The organism is Ideonella sp. (assembly GCF_036277275.1).
Classification (GTDB): domain Bacteria; phylum Pseudomonadota; class Gammaproteobacteria; order Burkholderiales; family Burkholderiaceae_C; genus Ideonella.
The window spans coordinates 73,391-88,451 of record NZ_DASUNH010000174.1 but is presented as its reverse complement, the minus strand read 5'-3'; the positions used below and the strand labels follow the sequence as shown (position 1 = coordinate 88,451).

Genomic DNA, 15,061 nt, shown 5'->3' with positions numbered 1-15,061 from the left:
CTCGGCAGTCTAGCCGGCGGTCATCGGGAAAGGCCATCGGTGCGGGCGCCGCCCCGGCGCTCAGAGCCAGCCCTTGGCGTGCACATCCGCCAGCGTCAGGTCGAGTGCCTTGCGCACCAGCACCATCATCTCGTCGACCTGCGCGCGGGTCATCACCAGCGGCGGCGCGATGATCATGCGGTCGCCGACGGCACGCATGATCAGCCCGTTGCCGAAGCAGTGGCCACGGCAGACCATGCCGACCTCCAGCTCGCCGGGGAAGGGGGTGCCCTTGGCCTTGTCTTTCACCAGCAGGATCGCGCCCATCAAACCGCATGTGTCGGTGCTGCCGACCAAGGGGTGGTCACGCAGCCCGGCGAATTGATCAGCAAGATACGGGCCAACGTCTTCGCGCACATGCTCGACGAGCTTCAGCTGCTGGATCAGCTTGATGTTGGCGATTGCCACGGCGCAGGCCACCGGGTGGCCCGAATAGGTGAAGCCGTGGTTGAAGTCGCCGCCTTGCTCGATCAACACCTTGGCCACGCGATCGCCGACCATCACGCCGCCCAGCGGGATGTAGCCCGAAGTGACGCCCTTGGCGAAGGTCATCAGGTCGGGCTTGCTGCCCATCGTCTCGCAGCCGAACCAGTTGCCGGTACGGCCGAAGCCGGTGATGACCTCGTCGCTGACCAGCAGGATGTCGTACTTGTCGCAGATGCGCTGGATCTCGGGCCAGTAGGTCTTGGGCGGCACGATCACGCCACCGGCACCTTGCACCGGCTCACCGATGAAGGCGGCCACCTTGTCGGCGCCGATCTCCAGGATCTTGGCCTCGAGCCAGCCGGCGGCCACCTTGCCGAACGCGTCCGGCTCCATGCCCTTGCCGTTTTCGAACCAGTAGGGCTGCTCGATGTGCACGATGTTGGGGATCGGCAGGCCCCCTTGCGCGTGCATGCCGCTCATGCCGCCGAGTGAAGCGCCGGCCATCGTCGAGCCGTGGTAGCCGTTGTGGCGGCCGATGATGACCTGGCGCTCGGGCTGGCCGAGGATGTCCCAGTAGCGGCGCACCATGCGCACGATGGTGTCGTTGCCTTCCGAGCCCGAGCCGGCGAAGAACACGTGCTGGAACTGCGGCGGCGTCACCTGCGACAGCAGCTCGGCCAACTCGATCGCCGGCGGCGTGGCCGTCTGGAAGAAGGCGTTGTAGAACGGCAGCTCCTTCAGCTGGCGCGTGGCTGCGTCGATGAGCGCCTGCTGGCCGTAGCCGACGTTGACGCACCACAGGCCGCTCATCGCATCGAGGATCTTCTTGCCCTCGCTGTCCCAGAGGTAGATGCCCTCGGCCTTGGTGATGATGCGCGAGCCCTTCTTGGCCAGCGCGCCGAAATCGGTGAACGGGTGCAGGAAGTGGGCGGCATCGGCCTGCTGCCACTCTTTGGTCGAGCGCTTGCTGGCGACGGCGGGGGCTTGGATGGTGATGGTGCTCATGGTTATCAGCAGGAAGGGGTCAAAAACTTGGTGAGAGTGGTGAAGATTCCGTAGCGAGCGGATCGAGGTCGCTTCGAGCAGCGCAGCCGTACTCCCGTACGGCGAGCAGCACAGATGCGAGATCGGTTCGCGCAGTAGGAAGATTCATCGCTCTCAGACGTGAAGCAGAAGGTGCTCGCGCTCCCACGGCGAGATCACTTTCATGAACTCGGCGTGTTCGATTTCCTTCACCTCGGTGTAGACGGTGATGAAGTCCTTGCCCAGCACTTCGGCAAGGTCCTTCTCGTTGCGCAGCAGCTCGAGTGCCTCGCCCAGGCTTCGCGGCAGCTGGTATTCGCCCAGGTAGGCATCGCCCTTGCATTCCGGCGTCGGCTGGATCTTGTTCTTGATGCCGAGGTAGCCGCAGGCCAGCGTGGCGGCCAGCGCGACGTACGGGTTCGCATCGGCACCGATCACGCGGTTCTCGATCCGCCGGGCCTGCGCGCTGGCCACCGGCGAGCGGATGCCGACGGTGCGGTTGTCGGTGCCCCATTGGATGTTGATCGGGGCTGCGGTGAAGCGGGCCAGCCGGCGGTAGCTGTTCACATACGGAGCAAACAGCGCCATCGCGGCGGGGATGTACTTCTGCAGGCCGCCGATGTACCAGTAGAACTCGTCGCTGGCCGTGCCGTCTTCCTTGCTGAACAGGTTGCGGCCCGTCGCCTTGTTGACCAGGCTCTGGTGGATGTGCATTGCGCTGCCCGGCTCGCCGGCGATCGGCTTGGCCATGAAGGTGGCGAACATGTTGTGCCGCAGCGCTGCCTCACGCACCGTGCGCTTGAAGAAGAACACCTCGTCGGCCAGGCCCAGCGGGTGGGCGTGGAAGAAGTTGATCTCCATCTGGCCGGCACCGATCTCGTGGATCAGCGTGTCGACGTTCAGCTCCATCTTGTCGCAGTAGTCGTACACATCCTCGAACAGCGGGTCGAACTCGTTGACCGCGTCGATCGAATAAGCCTGGCGCGAGGTTTCCGAGCGGCCACTGCGGCCGACCGGCGGCTTCAGCGGCATGTCGGGATCGGTGTTGCGGGCGACGAGGTAGAACTCGAGCTCCGGTGCAACGACCGGATCCCAGCCCTCGGCGGCGAACAGGTCGCAGACGCGGCGCAGCACCGAACGCGGCGCGAAAGGCACCAGGTTGCCGTCGCGGTCGTAGCAGTCGTGGATGACCTGCGCCGTCGGGTCGGTCGCCCAGGGCACGATGCGCACGGTAGCCGGGTCGGGCCGCAGGTGCATGTCGCGGTCCGTCGGGTTGATGACGTCGTAGTACGGGCCCTCTTCGGGGAACTCACCCGTCACGCCCATGCCGACGATGGCTTCGGGCAGGCGCATGCCGCGGTCTTCGGTGAACTTCTGGCGCGGCAGGATCTTGCCGCGGGCGACACCGGTGAGGTCTGGCACGAGGCACTCGATCTCGGTGACACGGTTCTGGTTGAGCCACTGTTCGAGCTCGGCGAAATTGAAATGTTCTCTGCTGGCCATGATGGCACCTGCTTTGCTTTGTGTACGCGCGGTTGGTCCCCCGGCTGATCCGGAGCGCGGGCCGCGCGGGCCCCGCGATAAGGTGGCGTCAGGTGGGCCCGGTCACGGGTGGGGGCCTCGCCGTCCTTCGCGGTAGCGGCGACAGGCTTCGCCGAAAGCGGTGAGCATCTTCATCGACACCGGGTTGTCGGCGGCCAGCCACTCGGGGTGCCATTGCACGCACAGCGAGAAGCCGGCCGAGTCGGCCACGGAGAAAGCTTCGACCACGCCGTCCGGCGCGCGGGCCTCGACGCGCAGGCCGTCGGCCAGCCGGTTGACCGCCTGGCCGTGCACCGAGTTGACTTCGAAGCGCGATTGGCCGACGACCTTGGCGAGCACACCGCCTTCAGCCACCACCACGTCGTGGGCGGGCGCGTAGACCTCGGCCGCCGGTGCACCATCGGCACCGCGGTGGTCTTCGTGGCCTTCGTGCGCGTGCACCGCCTGGTACAGCGAGCCGCCAAGCGCCACGTTGGTCTCCTGGGTGCCGCGGCAGATGGTGAACAGCGGGATGCCGCGGTCGATCACGCGGCGGATCAGCGGCAGCGTCCAGCTGTCGCGCAGCGGGTCCAGCGGCAGTGACGGGTCGAGCACCTCTTCGCCGAAGTGGCTGGGGTGCACGTTCGATGGCGAGCCGGTCAGCAGCACGCCGTCGGCCAGGCCGAGCAGCGCTTCGAGTTCGGCCTCTTCGGCCGACGGCACGATCAGCGGTTGGCCGCCGGCCAGGCGCACGGCGTCGATGTACTTTTTGCCGGCGATGTGGAACGGGTGCTCGCCGAGCATGCGGTTGCAGGCCGGGACCAGCACGATGGGCTTGGGGCTGGCGGCCTTCGCGTCAGCGGTGGCAGCCACGTTCTGGGGCAGGGTCATGTCGTTCATCCGATGATGTCTCTCAGGCGGTACCAGGCCATGCCCAGCACCAGCGCCGGGGTGCGCAGCCAACGGCCGCCCGGGAAGGCATGGTGCTTCAGGCGTGCAAAAACGTCAAAGCGCGAGGCGTCGCCATTCATCGCTTCGGCCACCAGCTTGCCGGCCAGGCCGGTCAAGGCCAGGCCATGGCCGGAGAAGCCTTGCAGGTAGTAAAGATTCGGGCCGAGGCGGCCGAAGTCGGGCGCCCGGTTCATCGTGATGTCGACGAAGCCGCCCCAGGCGTACTGGATCTTCGTGCCGGCCAGCTGCGGGAAGGTGCCGACCATGCGCTGGCGCATGCTCTCGGCCAGGTTGCGCGGCGTCATCGTGCTGTAGCTGACGCGGCCGCCATAAAGCATGCGGTTGTCGTTGGTCGGGCGGAAGTAGTCGAGCACGAAGTTGGTATCGCAGACGGCCGAGCGGCTGGGCACCAGTGAATCGGCCAGCGCCGGCGCGATGGGCTCGGAGCAGACGATGTAGGTGCCGACCGGCATGATCCGCTGTTCCAGCTGCGGCGCCATCCCTTGAAGATAGACATTGCCGGCCAGCAGCGCCTGCCTGGCGCGCACTTCGCCCTGGGCCGTGGCGATGCGCACGCCATCGGTGACTTGCTCGACAGCAGTGACTGCGCTGTTTTCGTGGATCCGCACGCCGGCCGCTGCCACCGCGGCGGCGATGCCGAGCGAATACTTCAGCGGGTGCAGGTGGCCCGAGTGCGGGTCGTGGATGCCGCCGGCGTAGCGTGGGCTGTCGATCCAGCGTAGGGTTTCATTCGGTGCGATGTGGGTGAACTTTGCACCGTAGACCTCGGCCATGCGGTCGGCCCAGGCTTCCAGATCCTTGGCTTTGCTGGGGCTGGTGGCCAGGCCCAGGTAGCCGTCGCGCCAGTCGCAGTCGATCCGGTGGGTGGCCATGCGCTGGCGGATCAGGTCGATCGCCTCGAGCGACATCGCCCAGACGCGCTTGGCGTCTTCGAGCCCGAGCTGGGCCTCGATGGTTTCCTGGTCGCACGCCAGGCCATGGATGGCCTGGCCACCGTTGCGCCCGCTGGCGCCCCACGCCACTTGCTTGGCTTCCAGCAGCGTGACCTTGAAGCCTTGGCCGGCCAGCTCCAGTGCGGCACTGAGTCCGGCGAGGCCGCCCCCCACGATGGCCACATCACACTCGACGGAGCCTGTCAACGAAGGGAAACCTGGCCCGCGCTGCGTCGTGGCAGCGTAGTACGAATCGCGGGCGAGATCGCGGTCGATGCTGAGGAAACTCATATGTAGGCGCTAGGCAAGCCCTCGGTTCGTTGGTCGGCGTCGGTGGTTGGCGGTGTCAGGCCACGCAGGGCCGCCCCAAGTGGCCTGATCCCCTCGGGGGACCGGCGCGAAGCGGCGTTGGGGCCATCGTCCGTCAGGCCACGCGCTTCAGCGCAGTAGCAATGGTGCCGACGAGTTGGTCGATTTGCGCCCGCTCGATGATCAGCGGCGGCGACAAGGCAATCGTGTCACCGGTGGTGCGGATCAGCACGCCGGCGTTGTAGCAGTCGAGGAACACGTCGAACGCGCGCTGCGTCGGCGCGCCGGGGCGGCCACTCAGCTCGATGCCGCCGACCAACCCGATGTTGCGGATGTCGATGACGTTCGGCAGGCCCTTGAGCGAGTGCAGCGCCTCGCCAAAGTAACCCTGCAGCTCGGCGGCGCGGGTCAGCAGGCCCTCTTCCTGGTAGGTCTCGATCGTTGCGATGCCGGCCGCGCAGGCCAGCGGGTGGGCCGAGTAGGTGTAGCCGTGGAAGAACTCGATCAGGTGCTCGGGCCCCTGCATGAAGGTGTCGTAGATCGACTGCTTAGCGATCACGGCGCCCATCGGCACGCAGCCGTTGGTCAGGCCCTTGGCGCAGGTGATCAGATCGGGCGTGACGCCGAAAGTCTGCGCAGCGAAGGCCGAGCCGGTGCGGCCGAAGCCGGTGATGACCTCGTCGAAGATCAGCAATATCCCGTGCTGGTCGCAGATCTGGCGCAGCTTGTTGAGATAGCCGACCGGCGGGATCAACACACCGGTGGAGCCGGCAACGGGCTCGACGATCACTGCGGCGATGGTCGACGCGTCGTGCAGCGCGATCAGGCGTTCCAGGTCTTCGGCGATCTCGGCGCCGTTGGCAGGCTGGCCGACACTGAACGCGTTGCGCGCCGGGTCATGGGTGTGGCGGATGTGATCGACGCCGCCCAGCATGTTGCCGAACATCTTGCGGTTGGCGACCATGCCACCGACCGAGATGCCGCCGAAATTGACGCCGTGGTAGCCGCGCTCGCGGCCGATCAGCCGGGTGCGTTGGCCTTCACCGCGAACACGGTGGTAGGCGAGGGCCATCTTCAGTGCGGTGTCGACCGACTCGGAGCCCGAATTGGTGAAGAACACCTTGTTCATGCCGGCCGGTGCCAGCTCGGCCACCTTGTGCGCCAGCTCGAAAGCCTTCGGGTGCGCCATCTGGAAGGGCGGCGCGTAGTCCAGCTCAGCGGCCTGCTCGGCGATCGCCTTGACGATCTTCGGCCGCGCATGGCCTGCGTTCACGCACCACAGGCCGGCGACCCCGTCGAGGACCTGGCGGCCGTCGTCGGTCCAGAAGTGCATGCCCGACGCTTTGGTGAACAACCGCGGGGCCTTCTTGAACTGGCGGTTGGCCGTGAAAGGCATCCAGTAGGCGTCGAGCGCGGCGGGCGAGGGCGTGGTCATCTTCGATCTCCGGGCCTCAGCAGCGACCTTGGGTGTCACTGGAGCGGCGTTGATAGGGAAGAGAGTCTAGAGAAGACCCCACGCAATGTGCTTGCGCGATCTGCACGGGGCAACCCTAGGTGGCGCAACTTTCTGCGAAGAATTCTGAGACACTTGGAACAATATGCGAGATTCTCCGAAAACACCGCAATTGGATGCGATCGATAGGCTCATTCTGGAAGAGCTTCAGGCCAATGGAAAGCTGTCGAACGTCGACCTCGCCCAGCGGGTGCATTTGTCGCCGTCGGCGTGCCTGCGGCGCGTCAAACAATTGGAAGACGAGGGCGTCATTGCCCAGTACGTGGCACTGCTGAACCCGAAGGCGATCGGCCAGCACGGCACCAGCTTCACCATCATCAACCTCGAGAACATGAGCAACGCGCTGCTCGAGGCTTTCGAGCGGGCGGTGCGCGACGAACCGCAGATCCTGGATTGTTTCTACGTCGCCGGCTCGAACGACTACCTGATCCGCTTCGCCTACCGTGATGCCGAAGACCTGGAGCGCTTCCACACCGAGGTGCTGATGCGCCTGCCGGGCGTCGAGCGCTCCAATTCGATGCTGGTGCTGCGCACGGTCAAGAAGACTACCGCACTGCCGGTGTCGGCCGACGCCTGGTAACGCAGCAAGCCGGCGCATCTTCATGCTGACCGCGGCGCCAGCGCGGTGGTGGGCTGGCTTGCACCTTGGTGCACCTGTCGCGTCAAGTCGGCCTGCATCCGCCCGCGAGGCAGCGATTGCGGTGATGTTTGCGCGACGAAGGCCAGCAAGCCTTCGCGCACCTCGCAGCGCAGGTCGAAGTTCGGCCCCGAGGCGGCAGAGCTGACGAGCACGCGCAGCTGCATCGCGTGCTCGCTGGTGTCGGTCACCTGCACCAGGCAGACCCGCTTGTCCCAGTTCGGTGAGGCCTCGCACAGGCGCCGGGCTTCCTCGCGGATCGCCTCGACCGGGGTTGTGAAGTCGACCCACAGGAAGACGGTGCCCAGCAGGTCGGCGGTCGTGCGCGTCCAGTTCTGGAACGGGTGCTCGATGAACCAGCTCAGCGGCACCACCATCCGCCGCTCGTCCCAGATCTTCAACACCACGTAGGTGGCGGTGATCTCCTCGACCCGGCCCCATTCGCCCTCGATGATCAGCACGTCGTCGATGCGCATCGGCTGGGCCAGCGCGATCTGCAGGCCCGCCAGCAGGTTGCTGAAGACCGACTTCGCCGCAATGCCCGCCACCAGGCCGACAACCCCTGCCGAGGCCAGCAGGCTCGTGCCCAGCTGGCGCGCGCGCGGAAACGTCATCAGCACGAAAGCGACCCCGGTCAGCAGCGCGGCACTGCAGGCAATGCGCGACAGCACCCGGGCCTGGGTGTGGATGCGCCGGGCCTCGAGGTTGTCGGCGACATCGGCAGGGTGCCGGGCGATCACGCCGTCCGCCAGGCCGCGGATGGCGCCGATGCACAGCATCGTCAGCGAGGCGATCAGCAGCACCCCGTTCGTGTGCTGCACCAACGACAACCCCACCAGACCTTCCGGTGCACCTTGCCAGACCAACTGCAGCACCACCAAGGGTGCCAAGGCCTGCGCCGGGCGGTCACAGCGCCGAAGCACCGCCTGCGCGAGGGTGGACCAACCGGCCATGCGACGCACCACCGGCCGCATCAGCCGGTGCACCAACTGCGTGGCCACGAGCACCCCGGCCGCCAGCAAGGCCAGGTTTCCCCAGGGTTCCAGAACCGTCCAATCCATCGATTGCCTCAAAGAGTGAAACAAGCGCGTGGGCAAAGTTCGCGCCTGAGGTCGGTGCCCATCCACGGATGTCCTCTGTTGACAGCCCTGTCGGTGGCGGTTAAATTGACTGAAAGCGCTTTCAGCAACCGTTTCCGGCCCAACGCCGTCCAGGTTGAAGTCAGGGCGACGGCACCAGCAGAACACCACGAGGCGACATTGGGGACAGTTGAGCAAGCGCAGATGCAGGACGACCGGCCGGCCGAGCCCAGGCGACGCGCCAGCCTGGCCGCGGCGGCCGGGCTGGCGGCGGGCTGGGTGCTGCCGCGCTCGCCCGCATGGGCGGCCAGCGATTCGAAACAGCGTCTGACGATCGCCGCCTATCCGGCGGTCGACAAGGTCATCAAGGCCGCGCTGCCGGCATTCAAGGCGCAGCACCCAAACGTCGAGGTCGAGGTGATCAGCCGCGAGTTCGCCGACCACCACACGGCGATGACCACCGCGTTGACGACGGCCAGCAACTTGCCGAATCTGATGACGCTGGAGGTCGACTACCTCGGCCGCTTCGCCCGCGGCATCGGCCTGGAGAACCTGACCCAGCCGCCCTACAACGCGGTGCAGTACCGCGACCGCTTCGTTCCCTATGCGTTCGACCAGGCGACCGACAAGACCGGCGCGGTGCTCGCGATCCCGACCGACATCGGCGCCGGCACGCTGCTGTACCGTGCGGACCTGCTGGCCAAGGCCGGTGTCAGCGAAGCCGAGTTGACCAGTTCGTGGGACAGCTACGTGGCTGCCGGCCTGCGCGTGCGCGCCGCCACCGGCGCCTACCTGCTGCCGAACGCACGCGACATCAAGGACATCATGATCCGCACCGGCATCGAGCCGGGCGAGGGGCTGTTCTACGACAAGCAGTCGAAGGCGCTGATCAACACGCGGCGTTTCCACCGGGCTTTCGAGCTGTCGCTCAAGGTGCGGCAGAACAAGCTCGACGCGAAGGTGCGGCCCTGGTCGTCCGACTGGGCCGAAGGCTTCCGGCGCGGCGCGATCTCGACCCAGATGGCCGGCGCCTGGATGGCGGGCCACCTGAACAACTGGCTCGCGCCGTCGACACGCGGGCTGTGGCGCTCGGCGCAGTTGCCCGAGGGGGCCTACGCCGCATCGGGCGGCACCTTCTACGCGATCCCGCGGCGCTCGGCCCCCGAGCTGAAGCCGTTGGCCTGGGAGTTCATCCGCATGATGACGCTCAGCCGCGAGCTGCAGCTGGGGGCGTTCAAGGCGTTGGACGCCTTTCCCGCGTTGCTCGAAACCTATGACGACCCGTTCTTCGAGCAGCCGATCGAGTTTCTCGGCGGCCAGCCCGGGCGCCTGCTGTGGCGCGAGGCGGCTCGCCGCATCCGCGCGGTGCAGGTCCACAAGCAAGACCATTTCGCGAGCGAAGTCGTCAACACCGAGCTCGACAAGGTGCTGGACCAAGGCAAGCCGATCGATGCGGCGCTGGCCGACGCACAGCGCCTGATCCAGTCGAGGGCAATGCGATGAGCCAACCCCTGCCGGCCGTGAACACCGCCATCGGCGCCGTGTCGCAGCCCACCGCGTCTCGCCGCCGCGCGCGCCTTCAACTGTCGGCGCGCTGGGCACCCTACGTTCTGCTGGGCCCGTTCCTGGTGCTGTTCGTGGTGTTCGGGCTGTACCCGCTGCTGTTCTCTCTCTACCTGGCGTTCCAGAGCTGGGAGCCGACCAGCGGCTTGCATGCGATGCAGTTCGTCGGTTTCGACAACTTCGCCTTCGCGCTGCAGGACGAGTGGTTCTGGAAGTCGCTGTCGAACACCGGCTGGCTGGCGCTGGCCTCGGGCGTGCCGCAGCACCTGGTCGCGATCCCCGTGGCCTGCTTCATCCACGCCCGCATCAAGCGCTTTCGTAATCTGCTGGTCGGGGCATACTTCGTGCCGTACATCACCTCGACGGTGGCGATTGCGATCCTGTTCACCTCGCTGTTCTCGACCGACTATGGGCTGATCAACTCCGGCCTGCGCGCCATCTGGAACGGCGAGCCGATCGACTGGCTCAACAAGCCCGGTACGATCAAGCCGACGATCGCGTTGCTTGTCTTCTGGCGCTATGTGGGCTTCAACGTGGTGCTGTACCTGGCGGCGCTGCAGACGATCCCAGCCGATCTGTACGAGGCGGCGCGCATCGATGGCGCCAAGGCGTGGCAACAGTTCCGCTACATCACGCTGCCGAGCCTGCGGCCGGCGATTCTGTTCGGCGTCACGCTCAGCGTCATCGGTGGCCTGCAGCTGTTCGAAGAGCCGTTCATCCTGACCAATGGCAAGGGCGGGTCTGACCAGGCCGGCATGACGACCGCGTTCTACCTGTTCCGCATGGCCTTCGACTTCAATGACTTTGGGGCGGCCAGCGCGATGTCGTGGCTGCTGTTCGCGGTGGTGGCCGTACTGACCTGGGCCACCCACAAGGCCCTTGGGCGAAAGCACTGACCCATGGCCCATACCGCCGTCGCCACCTTGTTGAACCGCGCATCAAACCGCACATCCCAGCGCCTGAACGCGTGGACCGCCTACATCACCGTCGGCGCCGGCGCGCTGGTGATGCTGACGCCGTTCTACTTCTTGTTCGTCTTCGCCACGCAGTCGAGACAAGAGCTGTTCAGCCTGCCGCCGCCACTGTTCTTCGGCAACGATCTGGCGGCCAATGTCCACATCCTGACCGAGCGCATCCCGTTCCTGCGCAACCTGGGCTGGAGCGTCTATGTGGCGCTGGCCTCCACCGCGTTGACCTTGCTGTTCTGCTCGATGGGCGGCACCGCGTTCGCGCTCTACGAGTTCCGCTTCAAGAAGCAGTTGTTTGCGCTGGTGATGGCGACGATGCTGCTGCCGTCGTTCATGACCATCATCCCGAACTTCATGGTGATGGACGCATTGGGCTGGATCGACCAGCCGCGGGCCCTGTACGTTCCTGGCGCGGCGGGTGCCTTCGGCATCTTCCTGATGCGGCAGTCGGTGATGGCGGCGATCCCGCGCGAGCTGATCGAAGCCGCGCGGATGGACGGTTGCGGCGAATTCGCCATCTACTGGCGCATCGTGCTGCCGCTGCTGAAGCCGGCGCTCGGTACGCTGGGCCTGGCAACCTTCATCGCCTCGTGGAACAACTTCATCGGGCCGCTGGTGGTGATGCGCTCGCCCGACATGTACACGCTGCCGCTGGCGCTGCGCAGCCTGCAGAGCCCGGTCGACACCGAGTGGGGCGCGTTGATGGCCGGCACGGCCATCGCGACGCTGCCGCTGCTGGTGCTGTTCGCATTGGCGTCCCGGCAACTGATCGCCGGCCTGACGGCAGGCGCGGTCAAGTGATGACCTGCATTCCGGCTTCCGACAGAACTCCCGACAACCTTTGGCAACTCACGGCCCACCAGGCCGCATTCTGGCGTTTGCAATGAATTCGAACAACGACATCGACTCGACGTTTCCGCCCGACTTCCTGTGGGGCGTGGCCACCAGCGCCTTCCAGATCGAAGGTGCTGCCGCCGAGGATGGCAAGGGCCGTTCGATCTGGGACGATTTCTGCCGCGTACCCGGTGCCATCGTTGACGGCAGCAACGGCGACGTGGCCTGCGACCACTACCACCGCTGGGCCGCCGACCTGGACATGATCAAGGGCCTGGGCGTCGACGCCTACCGCTTCTCGATCTCATGGCCGCGCGTGCGGCCGACGGGCGAGGGCGCCTGGAACGAGGCGGGCCTGGCTTTCTACGAGAAGCTGGTCGATGGTCTCATCGAGCGCGGCATCAAGCCCTGCATCACGCTCTACCACTGGGATCTGCCTTCGGCGCTGCAGGCCAAGGGCGGCTGGGCGAACCGCGAGACGGTGCACCGCTTCGTCGAGTACGCGCTGGAGATCGGGCGCCGATTCGGCGACCGTGCCGAGTCGATCACCACCCACAACGAGCCGTGGATCGTCGCGACACTGGGCCACGAGACTGGCACCTTCGCGCCGGGCATCAAGAACCGCGCGATGGCGGCGCAGGTCTCGCACCACCTGCTGCTCAGCCACGGCCTGGCGCTGCAGGCGCTGCGCGAGCGCGGCTGCAAGGCGCAACTCGGCATCGTGCTGAACCTGTCGCCGACCTATCCGGCCACCGATTCGGCTGAAGACCACAAGGCCGCGAAAGTCGCCGATGCGCACCTGCTGCGCTGGTACCTCGATCCGATCTTCCACGGCCGCTACCCCCAAGAAGCGCTCGACGACCTGGGCGCCGATGCGCCGAAGGTCGAGCCGGGCGACTTCGCGCTGATCGGCCAGAAGCTCGACTACCTGGGCATCAACTACTACTCGCGTTCGGTGATCAGCGCGAAGGGCCAATGGAAGGCCGGCAGCCAGGGCCATGCGCTGACCGACATGGGCTGGGAGGTCTACCCGCAAGGCTTGACGGAACTGCTGTTGCGCCTGCACCGGGATTATCCCGGCGTGCCGCTGTATATCACCGAGAACGGCGCGGCTTTCAAAGACCAGATTACCAACGGACTGGTGCATGACGCCGACCGCACCCGCTACATTGCCGAGCACATCGAGGCGGTGGCCCAGGCGATGAAGCAGGGCGCCCGGATCGGCGGCTACATGGTGTGGAGCCTGATGGACAACTTCGAATGGGCCTCGGGCTACGAGAAGCGCTTCGGCATCGTGCATGTGGACTACGAGTCGCAGGCCCGCCACCTGAAGGACAGTGCCCGCTGGTACCGTGACTTCCTGAAACGCCAGCGTATGCTGCGCAGCGGCGCCGCCCAGCCGGCCTGATCAATCAAGACGTCGACACGACGAGGGACACACGATGGCACAAGTCTCGCTGCGCGGCCTGCGCAAGCGCTTTGGCGATGTCGAGGTGCTCAAGGGCATCGACCTGGAAGTGCACAACGGCGAGTTCATGGTCTTCGTCGGCCCGTCGGGTTGCGGCAAATCGACCACCCTGCGCCTGATCGCCGGGCTGGAAGAGCTGGACGAAGGCGACATCCTGATCGACGGCGCCAGCGCGAAAGACCAACGGCCCGCCGAGCGGGGCACGGCGATGGTGTTCCAGAGCTACGCGCTGTACCCGCACATGACGGTGGCCGATAACCTCGGTTTCGCGTTGAAGATGGCCGGGGTGGGCAGCGCTGAGCGCAAGGCGCAAGTGAACCGCGCCGCCGAAACCCTGCGCATCACCGACCTGCTCAAGCGCTTTCCGCGTGAGCTGTCGGGCGGCCAGCGTCAGCGCGTGGCGATCGGCCGCGCGATCGTGCGCAAGCCGCGTGTCTTCTTGTTCGACGAGCCGCTGTCGAACCTGGACGCCGCGTTGCGGGTGGACATGCGGATCGAGATCTCGCGCCTGCACCAGGAGTTGGGCACGACGATCATCTATGTCACGCACGACCAGGTCGAGGCGATGACGATGGGCCACCGCATCGCGCTGTTCAACAAGGGCCGCATCGAGCAGGTTGGCGCGCCGATGGACCTGTACCGGGCGCCGGCGAACGAGTTCGTCGCCGGCTTCATCGGCTCGCCGCGGATCAACCTGATCGATCGGCCGGTGGCCGGCCGGGCGACGGCCGAGCACGGCGCGCTGTGGGACAGGCTGGGCCTCGGCGTTGCCCAGCGCGCCGGCCTTCGGCCTGAGCACTTGGCGGTCGCGCCGAACGGGCAGGGCGTGCCCGCCACGGTCGAGCTGGCCGAATACCTGGGCGACACGACGCTGGTTCACCTGCGCGTGAAGGGCCTGGTCAATCTGCTGACGGCGCGGGCCGACGGCGGGGTCAGCGGGCTGGCCGCGGGCTCGCCGGTGGGTGTGGTGCCCGAGTCCGACAAGGCGATCGCGTTCGACGCGCAGGGCTGCCTGGTGGCTTGTTGAGGCACCAAGCGAGGCGGTCACGGGCCGACAGCTGCCTTCAACTGCGCCTTGTTCATCTTCGACCGCCCCTTGATGCCGCGCGCCGCGGCCTCGCGGTAGAGCTGGTCGCGGGTGCGGCCGCCGGCGCCCTGGTGCGAGCGCTGCCCGCCGCGTTTCTCGGGTGAGGGTCCGCGCAGCGAGCTGGCGCTGGCGGTTTCGGATTCGCCCGCGCGGGCCCGGTCCTTGTTGACGGTGGCCGCGGCGATGCGCTCGGCGGTCTTTTCCTTCTTGCCACTGGCCAGCGCACCTTCCTTGATGTGCTGGTACTGGCGCTCGCGCTTGGGGCTCCAACTGGTTTGAGGCATGGCGGCTCCTGGCAGTGTGTCCTGCCAGGCAGGGAGCAATCAGAATGCCGACAACGCCGCTGCCGGCGAGATGACCGCGGTCGCTACCGTCTCAACTCAATTCGCCCCAGCCGGTGGGAATGCGTCTGAAGTGGCCGTCGGCGTCCAGCTCGCTGCGGGCCACCTGCTGCTCGGTCCCCTCGATCACCTCGCCTCGCAGGCCGGCAATGGCCTCGCGTGTGGCTTTGAAGGGCGCGATCTCGGGTCTTTCCGAATGGCCGTCGTAGAACCGGAAACTGAAGACACTGATCGTTTCGGCGTCGTCGTGCATGGCGCGGGCCCTGGGGATCGAGGGTTTTCGAGGCTGGGACGGATCGTAACCAGCGCGGTATAGGTGAGCGAAACCGCGGTCCTTTTCACGTCGTGA

14 protein-coding genes are annotated in these 15,061 nt (G+C 66.5%); 6 read left to right on the top strand and 8 right to left on the bottom strand.

The window, feature by feature from the left end; all coding sequences use genetic code 11:
- Nucleotides 1–60 precede the first annotated feature (60 nt).
- The 5 genes from VFY73_RS29885 to VFY73_RS29865 all read right to left on the bottom strand — a co-directional run bounded on the left by VFY73_RS29885 (nt 61) and on the right by VFY73_RS29865 (nt 6,657).
- The gene (locus VFY73_RS29885) at nt 61–1,470 is read right to left on the bottom strand and encodes an aspartate aminotransferase family protein (RefSeq protein WP_329725246.1); all 1,410 of its coding nucleotides are present in this window, start codon (nt 1,468–1,470) and stop codon (nt 61–63) included.
- A 153-nt stretch (nt 1,471–1,623) separates the two neighbouring features.
- Entirely contained in the window at nt 1,624–2,991 is a 1,368-nt protein-coding gene (locus VFY73_RS29880) for a glutamine synthetase family protein (protein ID WP_329725245.1), read from the bottom strand.
- Between the two features lie 102 nt (nt 2,992–3,093).
- Complete coding sequence (locus VFY73_RS29875; RefSeq protein ID WP_329725244.1) at nt 3,094–3,900, bottom strand: gamma-glutamyl-gamma-aminobutyrate hydrolase family protein; 807 nt, start codon at nt 3,898–3,900, stop codon at nt 3,094–3,096.
- A gap of 5 nt (nt 3,901–3,905) precedes the next feature.
- A complete protein-coding gene (locus VFY73_RS29870) occupies nt 3,906–5,204 on the bottom strand; it encodes an FAD-binding oxidoreductase (RefSeq protein WP_329725243.1) in 1,299 nt (432 codons plus the stop codon).
- 133 nt (nt 5,205–5,337) lie between these two features.
- Nucleotides 5,338–6,657, bottom strand: coding sequence for an aspartate aminotransferase family protein (locus tag VFY73_RS29865; RefSeq protein ID WP_329725242.1), 1,320 nt, complete (start codon nt 6,655–6,657; stop codon nt 5,338–5,340).
- Between the two features lie 163 nt (nt 6,658–6,820).
- Between VFY73_RS29865 and VFY73_RS29860 the strand changes: the two genes are divergently transcribed.
- The gene (locus VFY73_RS29860; RefSeq protein WP_329725241.1) at nt 6,821–7,315 is read left to right on the top strand and encodes an Lrp/AsnC family transcriptional regulator; all 495 of its coding nucleotides are present in this window, start codon (nt 6,821–6,823) and stop codon (nt 7,313–7,315) included.
- Between the two features lie 20 nt (nt 7,316–7,335).
- Here VFY73_RS29860 and VFY73_RS29855 read toward each other — a convergent pair whose 3' ends face one another.
- Nucleotides 7,336–8,433 carry a mechanosensitive ion channel family protein gene (locus tag VFY73_RS29855; RefSeq protein ID WP_329725240.1) on the bottom strand — a complete coding sequence of 366 codons (1,098 nt, stop codon included), beginning with the start codon at nt 8,431–8,433 and terminating at the stop codon, nt 7,336–7,338.
- Nucleotides 8,434–8,655: 222 nt separating this feature from the next.
- Here VFY73_RS29855 and VFY73_RS29850 point away from each other — a divergent pair, with 222 nt between their 5' ends.
- From VFY73_RS29850 to VFY73_RS29830, 5 genes are all read left to right on the top strand, one after another.
- On the top strand, nt 8,656–9,954 hold the full coding sequence (locus VFY73_RS29850; protein WP_329725239.1) for an ABC transporter substrate-binding protein: 1,299 nt from the start codon (nt 8,656–8,658) through the stop codon (nt 9,952–9,954).
- Entirely contained in the window at nt 9,951–10,910 is a 960-nt protein-coding gene (locus VFY73_RS29845) for a sugar ABC transporter permease (protein ID WP_329725238.1), read from the top strand. The genes VFY73_RS29850 and VFY73_RS29845 overlap by 4 nt, the downstream gene beginning before the upstream one ends.
- Nucleotides 10,911–10,913: 3 nt before the next feature.
- Entirely contained in the window at nt 10,914–11,783 is an 870-nt protein-coding gene (locus VFY73_RS29840; RefSeq protein ID WP_329725237.1) for a carbohydrate ABC transporter permease, read from the top strand.
- A gap of 82 nt (nt 11,784–11,865) precedes the next feature.
- Nucleotides 11,866–13,224 (top strand): GH1 family beta-glucosidase, encoded by a 1,359-nt coding sequence (locus tag VFY73_RS29835; protein ID WP_329725236.1) that lies wholly within the window; start codon nt 11,866–11,868, stop codon nt 13,222–13,224.
- Nucleotides 13,225–13,258: 34 nt separating this feature from the next.
- Nucleotides 13,259–14,311, top strand: a complete 1,053-nt coding sequence (locus VFY73_RS29830) for an ABC transporter ATP-binding protein (RefSeq protein ID WP_329725235.1) — start codon at nt 13,259–13,261, stop codon at nt 14,309–14,311.
- Nucleotides 14,312–14,328: 17 nt separating this feature from the next.
- On the opposite strand, the gene VFY73_RS29825 is transcribed toward VFY73_RS29830, so the two are convergent.
- Nucleotides 14,329–14,655, bottom strand: a complete 327-nt coding sequence (locus tag VFY73_RS29825; protein ID WP_329725234.1) for a plasmid stabilization protein — start codon at nt 14,653–14,655, stop codon at nt 14,329–14,331.
- Between the two features lie 91 nt (nt 14,656–14,746).
- Nucleotides 14,747–14,965 (bottom strand): hypothetical protein, encoded by a 219-nt coding sequence (locus tag VFY73_RS29820; protein WP_329725233.1) that lies wholly within the window; start codon nt 14,963–14,965, stop codon nt 14,747–14,749.
- Nucleotides 14,966–15,061 lie beyond the last annotated feature (96 nt).

Coding starts and splice junctions, on each gene's coding strand:
- VFY73_RS29840 (WP_329725237.1), top strand. CDS start 10,914: ATGGCCCATACCGCCGTCGCCACCTTGTTGAACCGCGCATCAAACCGC.
- VFY73_RS29880 (WP_329725245.1), bottom strand. CDS start 2,991: ATGGCCAGCAGAGAACATTTCAATTTCGCCGAGCTCGAACAGTGGCTC.
- VFY73_RS29870 (WP_329725243.1), bottom strand. CDS start 5,204: ATGAGTTTCCTCAGCATCGACCGCGATCTCGCCCGCGATTCGTACTAC.
- VFY73_RS29855 (WP_329725240.1), bottom strand. CDS start 8,433: ATGGATTGGACGGTTCTGGAACCCTGGGGAAACCTGGCCTTGCTGGCG.
- VFY73_RS29825 (WP_329725234.1), bottom strand. CDS start 14,655: ATGCCTCAAACCAGTTGGAGCCCCAAGCGCGAGCGCCAGTACCAGCAC.
- VFY73_RS29850 (WP_329725239.1), top strand. CDS start 8,656: ATGCAGGACGACCGGCCGGCCGAGCCCAGGCGACGCGCCAGCCTGGCC.
- VFY73_RS29875 (WP_329725244.1), bottom strand. CDS start 3,900: ATGACCCTGCCCCAGAACGTGGCTGCCACCGCTGACGCGAAGGCCGCC.
- VFY73_RS29860 (WP_329725241.1), top strand. CDS start 6,821: ATGCGAGATTCTCCGAAAACACCGCAATTGGATGCGATCGATAGGCTC.
- VFY73_RS29845 (WP_329725238.1), top strand. CDS start 9,951: ATGAGCCAACCCCTGCCGGCCGTGAACACCGCCATCGGCGCCGTGTCG.
- VFY73_RS29830 (WP_329725235.1), top strand. CDS start 13,259: ATGGCACAAGTCTCGCTGCGCGGCCTGCGCAAGCGCTTTGGCGATGTC.
- VFY73_RS29885 (WP_329725246.1), bottom strand. CDS start 1,470: ATGAGCACCATCACCATCCAAGCCCCCGCCGTCGCCAGCAAGCGCTCG.
- VFY73_RS29820 (WP_329725233.1), bottom strand. CDS start 14,965: ATGCACGACGACGCCGAAACGATCAGTGTCTTCAGTTTCCGGTTCTAC.
- VFY73_RS29835 (WP_329725236.1), top strand. CDS start 11,866: ATGAATTCGAACAACGACATCGACTCGACGTTTCCGCCCGACTTCCTG.
- VFY73_RS29865 (WP_329725242.1), bottom strand. CDS start 6,657: ATGACCACGCCCTCGCCCGCCGCGCTCGACGCCTACTGGATGCCTTTC.